A 13,666-nucleotide genomic window follows, 5' to 3' on the forward strand; every position below is an offset into this window, starting at 1 on the left:
TGAGTTTATCTCAGATAATTAAATAGTAATGTGGCTATTTCCGGGCATTATTCATAAGCAAGTATGAAATTAAATTAAAATGCTGCGACTATTTATCATGCTTCAAATGAAGAAAAGGCCCCGCAGGGCCTTTATTTTATACTTAACTTAAATTAACCGTTATTATTACGTCCGCCAGAACGACGACCGCCGCTCACCTGACTGTGACGTTTCACCGCACGTCGAATTTGATTCGCCTTCATACGACGACGATCTTTTTCTACGGCAACTTTAGAACTGGTTTCTGGCGGCAGTTCCACCAGCTCACGCAGATAGTTAGTCTGGGCGAGATCCAGCTCCGTCCAGCCACCACGTGGCAGACCTTTCGGCAGTGGGATATCACCGTAACGCACACGAATCAGGCGGCTAACCTGCACGCCAACCGCTTCCCAAAGACGACGAACCTCACGGTTACGGCCCTCGGTAAGAGTGACGTTATACCACTGGTTGATCCCTTCACCGCCACTAAACTTGATGGTTTTAAAGGCTGCCGGACCATCTTCCAGTTGCACGCCGCGACTCAAATCACGCAGTTTCGCGTCGTCAACCTGACCAAATACACGCACGGCATATTCACGTTCAACTTCACGGCTTGGGTGCATTAAGCGGTTTGCCAGTTCACCATCGGTGGTGAACAGCAACAGACCACAGGTGTTAACGTCGAGACGGCCAACGGCAATCCAGCGCGCCCCACGCAGCTTCGGCAGACGATCAAACACGGTCGGACGCCCTTCCGGGTCATTACGAGTACACAACTCGCCTTCTGGCTTGTAATAGGCCAGAACGCGACAAATTTGTTCAGCGGACTCGCGTACCGAAATCAGGTGACCATCGATACGGATTTTCAGCCCAGGGGTAACTTCAACGCGATCGCCGAGTTTAGCAATTTTGCCATCAACACTCACACGACCGGCTTCAATAATAGATTCAATTTCACGGCGAGAACCGTGGCCGGCACGCGCCAGCACTTTCTGTAGCTTTTCGCTCATAGAGCTTCCTTTTGGTGTCGCCTTCCCAGGCGTCTGATATGCTTTTGTGCAACAATGAGTCAGAACTTACATCTGACTCACTGATAGTAAAGTCTGTTTGAACTCTTCAGGCCTTAAGTAAACGACTCGACGTTTTAACTGGCCTGGCTTTGAGGCGCAACATACTACACTATCTTTATGGTTAAAGCTTGTTTCGATTAACATCGGTTTGGTTACCAACCACCACCGCCTCCACCTCCCGCACCGCCACCAGCGCCAGAACCACCACCGGAATAGCTCCGCCCCAACAAACTGGTATAGGCCCCGCAACTCAGGTGCGTCTGTAATGAGAATAAAACGCCGTTACGGGCAATCTCTGGAGCGCGAATAGCCGAAGAGAGCGAAGGGGCGATGCGTAACGCCCATTCCCTCCCCAAATTTGCTGATATAGCCCAACCTAACAAAGCGTAATCCAGTTTCCGTGTTTCCCCTTTCCGCCGCCGCCCACTGTGCGTTGCCGCCTCTTTACGCGCAAGATAGTTAACGATAGCTTCACCGTGGGCATAACGTTGCTGCCCAGTTTGGGTAAACTTTGGCAGAAAAATATACCCCATGCCAGTGAGATAACCGGTCAGGAAAACAGCGCTAAAATAACCCGCTGGCATATACCAGTAAAAGAATACATCTCCGACATTGATGTAGAGAGAATAGAAGGCCACGCCTGAACAAATCAGTGGTAAAAACAAAGTGATTATTACACGATTAACGCAAGGCTTGTCATCATCGCGGGCCAACAAAAGCTCAAGGGAACAAAATAAAAAAGGAAGAAGCCAGCAGATCATAATAAACATATCGCCCACCAGACTCATTCCTGCCCAACCTATGGGACTCAGGTTACCGTAGAGAATGACCGCCAATATCGCCATTCCCCCCCATTGCAAAAACGCATCAGGTCGGTAAAAGGAAGACTTTTTACGCGGCAGATAAAATTTCTGCATCCGTAAAAATGCTCTGCGTAAGACGCTGTTGCGCCTCCCCGTGAGAACGACCTTATCGCCTTTACGAAATAACGCTTCCAGTAATAACTGCTCTGCGGGCAGTAATACCGCATTATTTCTGGTGGCGCCTTCATTAACATGGATCAGGGTTTGCTGATTCTTGTCATACTGATCTTCCAGATGAATTTTTCCTTTCACAATCAGATTTACGATATCGGCACAAAAACCTTTATCGTCGTAAACCATCTTCGCATCGAGACGTAACATTCCGGGCGTGTAATCTGGCGGAATGACATCGGTTTCAATCACATCTACCGGCGTAAATTGCGGCCTGCGCTTCCAGAGATATAACCATCCACACGCCAGGAGCAAACACGGTAACCAAATGATAAGAGACGATGTTGAGGGCCAAAAAAGATGGCTAAAAATATTCGTTGTGTGTTGTGCCGGGGCATTATCCAGCAAGGCATGAGGCCAACGGTAGAGAACCGTGAAGTCTTCTCGATAAAACGGATCGCGAGATTCAATTCTTCCGTCCTCAAGGATGCGGCCATTTCGATATGTGTCGCCCTCATCTCCGGTAAAGATATCGATTTCACTAAATGGATTACCCGCAATATTAGAGAACTTGAGTGAAAATCGGGTCTTATAGATTTCAAACGGCCAGTTGCTACCGGTCACGTTCCAGATTAGCAGGTCAGAATCTCCCTCACGCAGGAAAGCATTTTTAACCTGATAATGAATTTGATAATGATAGTCGCCTTGAGGCAAGAAACGTTGTTTATCGCCCACGACAATACTCATTAACCCAATATGCCAGTCAAGATGCCAGGGTTCAGGAACGCCGTCACGGGTAACGCCAACAATACGATAGTTCAGCAGTGCAGTGTCCCCATTAGACTGCATCCATAGTCGTGGAAAATCACGAGAAAATCCGTGCTTAATCTGCTGATTTCGCGCCTGAAAATAAATATTCTCTTTGATGTCGAGCACCCCATCCGGTTGCAGAGTGGCTTCAACATCAAAGAGCGAGATCCCTTCTTCATATGAAGGGATCTCCGTGTTTTTCGCATAACTCAACGAAGAGAAAAAAAGCCCAACTATCAACAGCAAAATGCAGCGATATATCCCTGCCATAATCTTCCATCCGTGGAACGCAATTTCTTATAAGAAAGGTTTCACATCACCTACGCCTTCACGCACCACGACTGGTGTGTCATCGGTGAGATCGATAACCGTTGTCGGTTTCTGTCCGAGATAGCCGCCGTGAATAATCAAATCCACCTGTTTTTCCAGACGATCTTTAATTTCTTCCGGATCGGATTCGGTAAATTCACTGCCAGGTAGCATCAGCGAGGTAGAAAGCATCGGTTCACCCAGCACCTCAAGTAATGCCTGGGCGATGGGGTTAGATGGCACGCGCATACCAATGGTTTTACGTTTTTCCTGCAACAGTCGGCGCGGCACCTCTTTCGTTCCCTTCAGGATGAAGGTGTAGTTACCTGGCGTGTTGTTTTTCATCAGGCGAAACGCGACGTTATCAACAAAGGAATAGGTCGAGAGTTCGGAAAGATCACGACACATCAGGGTAAAGTTGTGACCGTCCGGCAACTGGCGAATGCGACAAATACGCTCCATCGCGTTTTTATCTTCAATTTTACAGCCCAGTGCGTAGCCTGAATCGGTAGGATAAACAATCACCCCACCTTTACGCACAATCTCCACCGCCTGGTTGATCAGACGCTGTTGCGGATTATCTGGATGGATATAAAAAAACTGACTCATACTTCCCTCTCTGTCTTGTTCTGTGGCTGTTCCCAAAGCTGCCAGACGCCTTCAACGCCTGCGGGCAGCCAGAGTTTACGCCCCAGTTCAATCCACGGGCACGGCTGATGAAAATCAGAGCCTTGTGATGCCCATAAATGGTGCTGGCGTACAAGTGTCGCCAGTTGGGTGCGTTCATTGGGCGATTGCTGGCATTGCGCGACTTCCATCGCGTCGCCGTGATGTTCGGCAAAATGCGCAACCAATCTTTTCAGCCATTTAGCACTAAGATTGTACCGCCCTGGATGAGCCAGCACCGCCTTACCGCCAGAATGATGAATGACATCAATAGCTTGTTCTATTGTACACCACTGTGGCGGAACGTATCCGGTTTTCCCGCGCGCCAGATATTTTTTAAAGACGTCCGCCATTGAACTGGCTTTGCCACACTCGACCAGAAAACGAGCAAAATGTCCGCGAGTTACCGCGCCGCCCTGCGCTAGTCTTCGCGCCCCTTCCAGCGCGCCCGGTATTTGCGCTTTTTCCAGCCTTTCTGCGATTAACTGCGCCCGCTGATTACGCCGTTCAGTTTGCTGTGCCAGGAATTCACACATTGCCGGATGAGAAATATCAATATTCAACCCGACAATATGAATTTCATGATTTTCCCATACGGTGGAAATTTCCACGCCAGGAATAAGATTCAGTGCCAGTCCCGAACGTGAAATTTCTTCTCTTGCTGGCGAGATCCCTGCCGTGGTGTCATGGTCGGTGATCGCCAGAGTGCCGACGCGCATTTCTGCGGCACGGTGTACCAGCGCTTCCGGTGTCAGGCAGCCATCGGAAGCCGTAGTATGGCTGTGCAGGTCATAAATGACTGCGTAATTCGTGTCGCTCAAGGCGCACTCCCATTTTGGATAATGTTTTTTGCGTCGTCATCATAACGGTTCTGACAAATATTCTGAAATGAGCTGTTGACAATTAACCATCGAACTAGTTAACTAGTACGAAAGTTCACGTAAAAAGGGTATCGACAATGAAATCGATTTTCGTACTGAAAGGTTGGTGGCGCACTTCCTGAAACGGGCAGTGTATTCACCATGCGTAAAGCAACCAGATACCCAGCCCGCCTAATGAGCGGGCTTTTTTTTGAACAAAATTAGAGAATAACAATGCAAACACAAAAACCGACTCTCGAACTGTTAACCTGCGCAGGTGCTTATCGCGATAATCCGACCGCGCTTTTTCACCAGTTGTGCGGAGCACGCTCTGCTACGCTGCTGCTGGAATCGGCAGATATTGACAGCAAAGATGATCTGAAAAGTCTGCTGTTAGTGGATAGTGCGCTGCGTATTACCGCATTAGGTGACACTGTCACAATTAAAGCGCTAACTGACAATGGGACATCTCTGCTTGCATTGCTGGATAGCACTCTGCCTGCTGGCGTAGAAAATGAACAATCGCCAGATTGTCGCGTGCTGCGTTTTCCGCCCGTCAGCACTCTTTTGGATGAAGATGCCCGTTTATGCTCCCTTTCGGTTTTTGACACTTTTCGTTTGTTGCAGGATCTGGTGAATGTGCCGAAGGAAGAACGAGAAGCGATGTTCTTTGGCGGCCTGTTCTCTTACGACCTGGTCGCAGGATTTGAAGATTTACCGCAACTGGCGGCTGAAAATAACTGCCCTGATTTCTGTTTTTATCTTGCTGAAACGCTGATGGTGATTGACCATCAGAAGAAAAGCACACGCATCCAGGCCAGCCTTTTTGGTCAGAATGAAGAAGAAAAACAGCGCCTCACTGCTCGCCTGAACGAACTTCGCCAGCAACTCACCGAAATCGCGCCGCCACTGCCAGTGGTTTCCGTGCCGCATATGCGTTGTGAATGTAATCAGAGCGATGAAGAGTTCGGCGGTGTCGTGCGTTCGTTGCAAAAAGCGATTCGCGCCGGAGAGATTTTCCAGGTCGTGCCATCTCGCCGTTTCTCACTGCCCTGCCCGTCACCGCTGGCAGCTTATTACGTGCTGAAAAAGAGTACCCCCAGCCCGTACATGTTTTTTATGCAGGATGATGATTTCACTCTGTTCGGCGCGTCGCCGGAAAGTTCACTCAAATACGACGCCACCAGTCGTCAGATTGAAATCTACCCGATTGCCGGAACACGCCCACGCGGTCGTCGCGCCGATGGTTCACTGGACAGAGACCTCGACAGCCGGATTGAACTATCGATGCGTACCGACCATAAAGAGCTTTCCGAGCATCTGATGCTGGTGGATCTCGCCCGTAACGACCTCGCGCGCATTTGCACCCCCGGCAGCCGCTACGTAGCCGACCTCACCAAAGTTGACCGTTATTCCTACGTGATGCACCTCGTCTCCCGCGTGGTCGGTGAACTGCGCCACGACCTTGACGCCCTGCACGCTTACCGCGCCTGTATGAATATGGGCACGTTAAGCGGTGCGCCGAAAGTGCGCGCCATGCAGTTAATTGCCGAAGCAGAAGGTCGTCGACGCGGCAGCTACGGCGGCGCGGTAGGTTATTTCACCGCGCACGGCGATCTCGATACCTGCATTGTCATCCGTTCGGCGCTGGTGGAAAACGGCGTCGCTACCGTGCAAGCCGGTGCTGGCGTGGTGCTTGATTCTGTTCCGCAGTCGGAAGCCGACGAAACCCGTAATAAAGCCCGCGCTGTACTGCGCGCTATCGCCACCGCGCATCATGCACAGGAGATTTTCTGATGGCTGACATTCTGCTGCTCGATAATATCGACTCTTTTACTTACAACCTGGCAGATCAGTTGCGCAGCAATGGTCATAACGTGGTGATTTACCGCAACCATATTCCGGCGCAAACCTTAATTGAACGTCTGGCGACGATGAGCAATCCGGTGCTGATGCTTTCACCCGGCCCCGGTGTGCCGAGTGAAGCCGGGTGTATGCCGGAGCTACTCACCCGTCTGCGTGGCAAGCTGCCGATTATCGGTATTTGCCTCGGTCATCAGGCGATTGTCGAGGCTTACGGCGGTTATGTCGGCCAGGCGGGGGAAATACTCCACGGCAAAGCTTCCAGTATTGAACATGATGGTCAGGCGATGTTTGCCGGGTTAAGCAACCCGCTGCCGGTGGCGCGTTATCACTCGCTGGTTGGCAGTAACATTCCGGCCGGTTTAACCATCAACGCCCATTTTAATGGCATGGTGATGGCGGTGCGTCATGATGCAGATCGCGTTTGCGGTTTCCAGTTCCATCCGGAATCGATTCTCACCACCCAGGGCGCACAACTGCTGGAGCAAACGCTGGCGTGGGCGCAACAGAAGCTGGAACCGGCCAACACGCTGCAACCGATTCTGGAAAAGCTGTATCAGGCACAGACGCTTAGCCAGCAGGAGAGCCACCTGTTGTTTTCAGCCGTAGTTCGCGGCGAACTGAAGTCCGAACAACTGGCGGCGGCGCTGGTGAGCATGAAAATTCGCGGCGAGCACCCGAATGAAATCGCCGGGGCGGCAACTGCCCTGCTGGAAAATGCTGCGCCGTTCCCGCGACCTGATTATCTGTTTGCCGATATCGTCGGCACCGGCGGTGACGGCAGCAACAGCATCAACATATCTACCGCCAGTGCTTTTGTCGCCGCGGCTTGTGGACTGAAAGTTGCGAAACACGGCAACCGCAGCGTTTCCAGTAAATCCGGTTCGTCCGATCTGCTGGCAGCATTTGGTATTAACCTGGATATGAATGCCGATAAATCGCGCCAGGCGCTGGACGAGTTAGGTGTCTGTTTCCTCTTCGCGCCGAAGTACCACAGCGGTTTTCGCCACGCGATGCCAGTTCGCCAGCAACTGAAAACCCGCACCCTGTTTAACGTGCTGGGGCCATTGATTAACCCGGCGCATCCGCCGCTGGCGTTAATAGGTGTTTATAGCCCGGAACTGGTACTGCCTATTGCCGAAACCCTGCGCGTACTGGGGTATCAACGTGCAGCAGTGGTGCATAGCGGCGGAATGGATGAAGTTTCTTTGCACGCGCCAACGATTGTTGCGGAATTGCACGATGGAGAAATCAAAAGTTATCAACTGACTGCTGAAGATTTTGGCCTGACGCCCTACCACCAGGAGCAACTGGCTGGTGGGACTCCGGAAGAAAACCGTGACATTTTAACACGCTTGTTACAAGGTAAAGGTGACGCCGCTCATGAAGCAGCCGTCGCGGCGAATGTCGCCATGTTAATGCGCCTGCATGGCCATGAAGATCTGCAAGCCAATGCGCAAACCGTTCTTGCGGTACTGCGCAGTGGTTCCGCTTACGACAGAGTCACCGCACTGGCGGCACGAGGGTAAATGATGCAAACCGTTTTAGCGAAAATTGTCGCAGACAAGGCGATTTGGGTAGAAGCCCGCAAACAGCAACAACCGCTGGCCAGTTTCCAGAATGAAATTCAGCCGAGCACACGACATTTTTATGATGCGCTGCAGGGCGCACGCACCGCGTTTATTCTGGAGTGCAAAAAAGCATCACCGTCAAAAGGTGTGATCCGTGATGATTTCGATCCTGCACGTATTGCCTCCATTTATAAACATTACGCTTCAGCAATTTCGGTGCTGACTGATGAAAAATATTTCGAGGGGAGTTTTGATTTCCTCCCTATTGTCAGCCAAATCGCACCACAGCCAATTTTATGTAAAGACTTTATTATCGACCCTTACCAGATCTATCTGGCTCGCTATTATCAGGCTGATGCCTGCTTATTAATGCTTTCAGTGCTGGACGATGAACAGTATCGCCAGCTCTCCGCCGTCGCCCATAGTCTGGGTATGGGCGTGCTGACCGAAGTCAGTAATGAAGAGGAACTGGAACGCGCCATTGTGCTGGGAGCAAAAGTCGTTGGCATCAACAACCGCGATCTGCGTGATTTGTCGATTGATCTCAACCGTACCCGTGAGCTTGCGCCGAAACTGGGGCACAACGTGACGGTGATCAGCGAATCCGGCATCAATACTTATGCTCAGGTGCGCGAGTTGAGCCACTTTGCTAACGGCTTTCTGATTGGTTCGGCGCTGATGGCCCATGACGATTTGAACGCCGCCGTGCGTCGGGTGTTACTGGGTGAGAATAAAGTGTGTGGCCTGACTCGTGGGCAAGATGCCAGAGCGGCTTATGACGCTGGTGCTATTTACGGCGGATTGATTTTTGTTGCCACATCACCGCGCTATATCAGCGTTGAACAGGCGCTGGAAGTGATAGCTGCAGCACCATTGCAATATGTCGGCGTGTTCCGCAATCACGATATTAATGAGGTCGTTGATAAAGCGAATACCCTGGCATTGGCGGCAGTACAACTGCATGGCAGTGAAGATCAGGAGTATATCGACGCCCTACGTGACGCTCTGCCTGAAAATGTTGCCATCTGGAAAGCATTAAGCGTCGGTGAAGTCCTGCCTGCACGCGATCTTCAGTTCGTCGATAAATATATTTTCGACAACGGCCAGGGCGGCAGCGGACAACGTTTCGACTGGTCACTGTTACATGGTCAATCGCTAAGCAACGTTCTGCTGGCGGGTGGTTTAGGCGCAGATAACTGCGTGGAAGCGGCACAAACCGGCTGCGCCGGGCTTGATTTTAATTCTGCTGTAGAGTCTCAACCGGGCATTAAAGATGCACGCGTTTTGGCCTCGGTTTTCCAGACACTGCGCGCATATTAAGGAAAGGAACAATGACAACATTACTTAACCCCTATTTTGGTGAATTTGGCGGCATGTACGTGCCACAAATCCTGATGCCTGCTCTGCGCCAACTGGAAGAAGCCTTCGTCAGCGCGCAAAAAGATCCTGAGTTTCAGGCGCAGTTTAACGACCTGCTGAAAAATTATGCCGGGCGTCCGACCGCACTCACCAAATGCCAGAACATCACGGCGGGAACTAACACCACGCTGTACCTGAAACGTGAAGATTTACTCCACGGCGGCGCGCATAAAACCAACCAGGTGTTGGGGCAGGCATTGTTGGCAAAGCGGATGGGTAAAACCGAAATCATCGCGGAAACCGGGGCCGGTCAGCATGGTGTGGCTTCTGCGCTTGCCAGCGCCCTGCTCGGTCTGAAATGTCGCATCTATATGGGTGCCAAAGATGTCGAACGCCAGTCGCCAAACGTTTTTCGGATGCGCTTAATGGGTGCAGAAGTGATTCCTGTACATAGCGGTTCCGCAACACTGAAAGATGCCTGTAACGAGGCGTTACGCGACTGGTCTGGTAGCTACGAAACTGCTCACTATATGCTGGGTACTGCTGCCGGCCCGCACCCTTACCCAACCATTGTGCGAGAGTTCCAGCGGATGATTGGCGAAGAAACGAAAGCGCAAATTCTGGAAAGAGAAGGTCGCCTGCCGGATGCCGTCATTGCCTGCGTTGGCGGCGGCTCGAATGCTATCGGTATGTTTGCTGATTTCATTAATGAAACTGACGTCGGTCTGATAGGTGTTGAGCCAGGTGGTCATGGCATCGAAACCGGCGAGCACGGTGCACCGTTGAAACATGGTCGCGTGGGCATCTATTTCGGTATGAAATCACCGATGATGCAGACCGAAGACGGGCAGATTGAAGAGTCTTACTCCATTTCTGCCGGTCTGGATTTCCCGTCCGTCGGCCCACAACATGCGTATCTCAACAGCATTGGGCGCGCAGATTACGTTTCAATTACCGATGATGAAGCACTGGAAGCGTTCAAAACACTGTGCCTGCATGAAGGGATCATCCCGGCGCTGGAATCCTCCCACGCCCTTGCCCATGCACTAAAAATGATGCGCGAAGCCCCAGAGAAAGAGCAACTGCTGGTGGTTAACCTTTCTGGCCGCGGCGATAAAGACATCTTCACCGTTCACGATATTTTGAAAGCACGAGGGGAAATCTGATGGAACGCTATGAAACTCTGTTTGCCCAATTGAAGGAGCGCAACGAAGGCGCATTTGTTCCTTTTGTTACCCTCGGTGACCCCGGCATTGAACAGTCGCTGAAAATTATCGATGCCTTGATTGAAGCAGGTGCCGACGCGCTGGAGTTGGGCATTCCTTTCTCCGATCCGCTGGCTGATGGGCCAACTATTCAAAACGCAACCCTGCGGGCTTTTGCCGCAGGCGTAACTCCGGCTCAGTGTTTTGAAATGCTGGCGCTGATTCGCCAGAAGCACCCAACCATTCCCATTGGCCTGCTGATGTATGCCAATCTGGTATTTAACAAAGGCATTGATGAGTTTTATGCGCAGTGCGAGAAAGTCGGCGTCGATTCGGTGCTGGTTGCTGATGTACCTGTAGAAGAGTCCGCGCCTTTCCGCCAGGCCGCGTTGCGCCATAACGTCGCACCTATCTTCATCTGTCCGCCGAATGCCGACGATGATTTGCTGCGCCAGATTGCCTCTTATGGTCGTGGCTATACCTATTTGTTGTCGCGTGCGGGTGTGACGGGTGCGGAAAACCGCGCGGCATTACCGCTTAATCATCTGGTCACGAAGCTGAAAGAGTATAACGCTGCGCCTCCATTACAAGGGTTCGGTATCTCCGCGCCGGAACAGGTAAAAGCGGCGATTGAGGCTGGCGCTGCGGGGGCTATTTCTGGGTCAGCAATTGTGAAAATCATTGAGCAACATATTAATCAGCCAGAGAAAATGCTGGCAGAGCTGAAAACGTTTGTTCGCCCGATGAAAGACGCCACGCGTCTTTGAGACTGATGACAAATGCAAAACTACCTGATGCGCTACGCTTATCTGGCCTGCATACACCATACAATACATTGATTTTTCAATATTTTGTAAGCCAAACAAGACGTTCACACCGCATCCGGCATCAACAAACCGCCAGAAAGTATCTGGCGGTTTGTTGATAGCAAAGAATTAAAAACGATAACCCGCAGAGAACATAAACACCCACGGGTCAAGGCGCACATGGTCAGAATAATGTCCTGCCGGCAGTACTGCGCCGTTGGATTTATATTTCACGTCGGTATCGATATCCATGTACCAGACCGGCAGGTTTTAAAAAATCAAATAAGATATTGTATCTGAAAGAAAAAACAGGATTTTGAGATGCTTTTTTATACCGTTTTTCAGCGTTTTTAACTGCCTGATTTTATTGAAATCTTTTTTAGTTTTGCAGAAAGGATTTTTTGCTCAATTGATTTGATTTTATACATTCCTGATAACGAAAATTTTTGCCCATTGACAGTTTTTGTCCCCCGGGGCTATATTCCCCACGCAACCGCAAAATCGGTTGTCGGGATTGGCGTCCCGGATGTTTACGGAGCGATATGAGACGCGCCCGCGTCTTTTTTCATATCGTATGCACAGTCACATTCGCGATTTATGGCGGGCTGTGTGGGGGAGCCGAAAGGCTCGCCGGTTTCCGTACCCGGTTACGCCAACCCTGCACAGTTCGCCACCAGTTCGATTGGCGTCGTCGGTGGCGATAATTTCTAAATGTACGGAGTTATCGTTATGGCCACTCAAATCTCTGTTGAAACTCTCTCCCCGATCACCCATAACCAGATCCCTGTTATTACCACCGAACTTTTGGCGCAGCTTTATGGCACCGAAATTCTGAATATCCAGGTTAACTTCACCAGAAACAAAGAGCGTTTTGTCGAAGGAAAGCACTTTTTTAAAGCATCGGGTGAAGAATTAAAAAATTTGCGACTTACTTTAAGTAAGTCACAAAACCCCATATCTCCCAAAGCCCGCTCCCTCATCCTATGGACAGAACGCGGGGCAGCTCGCCACGCAAAAATGCTCGAAACCGATCAGGCGTGGGAAGTGTTCGAAAAACTCGAAGACTGTTATTTCAGCCAAAAACAACCACCAGCAGCACAAAACTCCCTCAACGAAAATAATGGATGCACATTACTGATCCACTTCGATAAACACGGTCAGGTCGACTTCACGGAAAAAGTACCCGCCGATGCGATGGTATGCACTCTGGAACGGTTTAAATTTTATCTGGAACAACACGGGTGGATCGTTGCCCGTAAAGAACAACTGGTGGAACGATTGATGCGACTCTGATTTTATTAATTCCCGTATAGTTTTACCAACTCAACCAATACGGGGGAACGTATCAGGGCATATATCAGCGCAGCAACTAATGTGGAATAATAAATCTGGCGTAATCTTCGGCTTCTTGCCAGTAATTTTAGGGCTTTCACTATCCAGTCTCCTCCGCTAAAATTGAACACGGAAGACCTCCATATTAGAACTCGCAATTATCAAAAGCTAAAAGCCCGACTGTTGACGCAGCCGGGCTTTCATTTTTCAGGTACAAAAAAACCGCTCATCGCGGTTTATTCATTATTCAATACTTAACATTCGTATCGACTTCAAATCCTCCAAGTTATTCAGTTCTTCCTTCATCTCCCGCTGACCATGATTCAACAACACAAATACTTCTTCCACGCCAACAATGATGGTTCTTCCTCCGACATTTACAGCTCACCTTTTTCACCCGTGATTAACCAACAGCCAGATCAGCAGACACGCCACCACCGGCACAGCAAAATCCATCAGGCTTGCCACATCCCATGCACGTGGATCAAAACCGCCCCACCACGGCATATTCATACGCTTGCCATGCCCGAACATTTCAATCCAGCGATATTCTGCCTGGGTGTGTTCCCGCGCAATGAAGAACGAACAACCAGCTATCGCACCGTAAACCCAGTTTCCGGTAAAAAGGCCAACCAGCACCTGCGCAGCCACAGCACAAAGTGCATGAAGGAAAGGTGTTATATCCATTTTCATCCCACCCAATAAAACGGGGCGCTCGGCCCCTTAATATTATTTAGACGCAAGCGCCGCCTCAATTGCAGATAATCTTTGTTTTAATTCTGCGTTTTCTTCTTCCAGTGCTGTTATTCTGTCGTCTGACTCT

At 50.4% G+C, this 13,666-nt stretch carries 12 protein-coding genes, 2 pseudogenes and 1 other annotated feature; of the genes and pseudogenes, 7 read left to right on the forward strand and 7 right to left on the reverse strand.

What is annotated here, in order from left to right:
- Window positions 1-152 precede the first annotated feature (152 nt).
- The 4 genes from rluB to rnm form a co-directional block, all read right to left on the reverse strand.
- Complete coding sequence (gene rluB, locus A9587_RS14320) at window positions 153-1,028, reverse strand: 23S rRNA pseudouridine(2605) synthase RluB (protein WP_001291217.1); 876 nt, start codon at window positions 1,026-1,028, stop codon at window positions 153-155.
- Window positions 1,029-1,240: 212 nt separating this feature from the next.
- Window positions 1,241-3,142: a DUF2207 domain-containing protein gene (locus tag A9587_RS14325; protein WP_105263580.1), complete on the reverse strand. Its 1,902-nt coding sequence runs from the start codon at window positions 3,140-3,142 to the stop codon at window positions 1,241-1,243.
- A gap of 27 nt (window positions 3,143-3,169) precedes the next feature.
- Window positions 3,170-3,790: an L-threonylcarbamoyladenylate synthase gene (locus A9587_RS14330; RefSeq protein ID WP_001516499.1), complete on the reverse strand. Its 621-nt coding sequence runs from the start codon at window positions 3,788-3,790 to the stop codon at window positions 3,170-3,172.
- A complete protein-coding gene (gene rnm, locus A9587_RS14335; protein WP_001285652.1) occupies window positions 3,787-4,668 on the reverse strand; it encodes an RNase RNM in 882 nt (293 codons plus the stop codon). The genes A9587_RS14330 and rnm overlap by 4 nt, the downstream gene beginning before the upstream one ends.
- Window positions 4,669-4,805: 137 nt before the next feature.
- Here rnm and trpL point away from each other — a divergent pair, with 137 nt between their 5' ends.
- The 6 genes from trpL (at window position 4,806) to trpA (ending at window position 11,472) form a co-directional block, all read left to right on the forward strand.
- Window positions 4,806-4,850: a trp operon leader peptide gene (trpL, locus tag A9587_RS14340; RefSeq protein WP_071779122.1), complete on the forward strand. Its 45-nt coding sequence runs from the start codon at window positions 4,806-4,808 to the stop codon at window positions 4,848-4,850.
- Window positions 4,827-4,920: a sequence feature (Trp leader region), on the forward strand. (Overlaps the previous gene by 24 nt.)
- Before the next feature lie 21 nt (window positions 4,921-4,941).
- Window positions 4,942-6,504 (forward strand): anthranilate synthase component I, encoded by a 1,563-nt coding sequence (gene trpE / locus A9587_RS14345; protein WP_105263581.1) that lies wholly within the window; start codon window positions 4,942-4,944, stop codon window positions 6,502-6,504.
- Complete coding sequence (trpD, locus tag A9587_RS14350) at window positions 6,504-8,099, forward strand: bifunctional anthranilate synthase glutamate amidotransferase component TrpG/anthranilate phosphoribosyltransferase TrpD (protein ID WP_000763504.1); 1,596 nt, start codon at window positions 6,504-6,506, stop codon at window positions 8,097-8,099. The genes trpE and trpD overlap by 1 nt, the downstream gene beginning before the upstream one ends.
- The gene (trpCF, locus tag A9587_RS14355; RefSeq protein WP_077688154.1) at window positions 8,100-9,461 is read left to right on the forward strand and encodes a bifunctional indole-3-glycerol-phosphate synthase TrpC/phosphoribosylanthranilate isomerase TrpF; all 1,362 of its coding nucleotides are present in this window, start codon (window positions 8,100-8,102) and stop codon (window positions 9,459-9,461) included. It begins immediately after the preceding gene.
- 11 nt (window positions 9,462-9,472) lie between these two features.
- The gene (gene trpB / locus A9587_RS14360; protein WP_000209515.1) at window positions 9,473-10,666 is read left to right on the forward strand and encodes a tryptophan synthase subunit beta; all 1,194 of its coding nucleotides are present in this window, start codon (window positions 9,473-9,475) and stop codon (window positions 10,664-10,666) included.
- Window positions 10,666-11,472, forward strand: a complete 807-nt coding sequence (gene trpA / locus A9587_RS14365) for a tryptophan synthase subunit alpha (protein WP_001516501.1) — start codon at window positions 10,666-10,668, stop codon at window positions 11,470-11,472. Before trpB ends, trpA begins: the two co-directional genes overlap by 1 nt.
- A 168-nt stretch (window positions 11,473-11,640) precedes the next feature.
- Here the strand turns inward: trpA and A9587_RS14370 are convergent.
- Window positions 11,641-11,781 (reverse strand): annotated as a pseudogene (locus A9587_RS14370) (OmpW family outer membrane protein); the annotation flags it as partial.
- Window positions 11,782-12,240: 459 nt separating this feature from the next.
- Here A9587_RS14370 and A9587_RS14375 point away from each other — a divergent pair.
- Window positions 12,241-12,804, forward strand: a complete 564-nt coding sequence (locus A9587_RS14375; protein ID WP_105263582.1) for an ORF6N domain-containing protein — start codon at window positions 12,241-12,243, stop codon at window positions 12,802-12,804.
- 432 nt (window positions 12,805-13,236) lie between these two features.
- On the opposite strand, the gene A9587_RS14380 is transcribed toward A9587_RS14375, so the two are convergent.
- Window positions 13,237-13,530 carry a hypothetical protein gene (locus A9587_RS14380; RefSeq protein ID WP_105270017.1) on the reverse strand — a complete coding sequence of 98 codons (294 nt, stop codon included), beginning with the start codon at window positions 13,528-13,530 and terminating at the stop codon, window positions 13,237-13,239.
- Between the two features lie 42 nt (window positions 13,531-13,572).
- Window positions 13,573-13,666, reverse strand: a pseudogene (locus tag A9587_RS25535) (tail fiber domain-containing protein); the annotation flags it as partial.

The sequence above is a fragment of the Escherichia sp. MOD1-EC6162 genome (assembly GCF_002965125.1).
Taxonomy (GTDB): Bacteria; Pseudomonadota; Gammaproteobacteria; order Enterobacterales; family Enterobacteriaceae; genus Escherichia; species Escherichia marmotae.

Coding starts and splice junctions, on each gene's coding strand:
- rluB (WP_001291217.1), bottom strand. CDS start 1,028: ATGAGCGAAAAGCTACAGAAAGTGCTGGCGCGTGCCGGCCACGGTTCT.
- A9587_RS14325 (WP_105263580.1), bottom strand. CDS start 3,142: ATGGCAGGGATATATCGCTGCATTTTGCTGTTGATAGTTGGGCTTTTT.
- A9587_RS14330 (WP_001516499.1), bottom strand. CDS start 3,790: ATGAGTCAGTTTTTTTATATCCATCCAGATAATCCGCAACAGCGTCTG.
- trpE (WP_105263581.1), top strand. CDS start 4,942: ATGCAAACACAAAAACCGACTCTCGAACTGTTAACCTGCGCAGGTGCT.
- trpD (WP_000763504.1), top strand. CDS start 6,504: ATGGCTGACATTCTGCTGCTCGATAATATCGACTCTTTTACTTACAAC.
- trpCF (WP_077688154.1), top strand. CDS start 8,100: ATGATGCAAACCGTTTTAGCGAAAATTGTCGCAGACAAGGCGATTTGG.
- trpB (WP_000209515.1), top strand. CDS start 9,473: ATGACAACATTACTTAACCCCTATTTTGGTGAATTTGGCGGCATGTAC.
- trpA (WP_001516501.1), top strand. CDS start 10,666: ATGGAACGCTATGAAACTCTGTTTGCCCAATTGAAGGAGCGCAACGAA.
- A9587_RS14375 (WP_105263582.1), top strand. CDS start 12,241: ATGGCCACTCAAATCTCTGTTGAAACTCTCTCCCCGATCACCCATAAC.
- A9587_RS14380 (WP_105270017.1), bottom strand. CDS start 13,530: ATGGATATAACACCTTTCCTTCATGCACTTTGTGCTGTGGCTGCGCAG.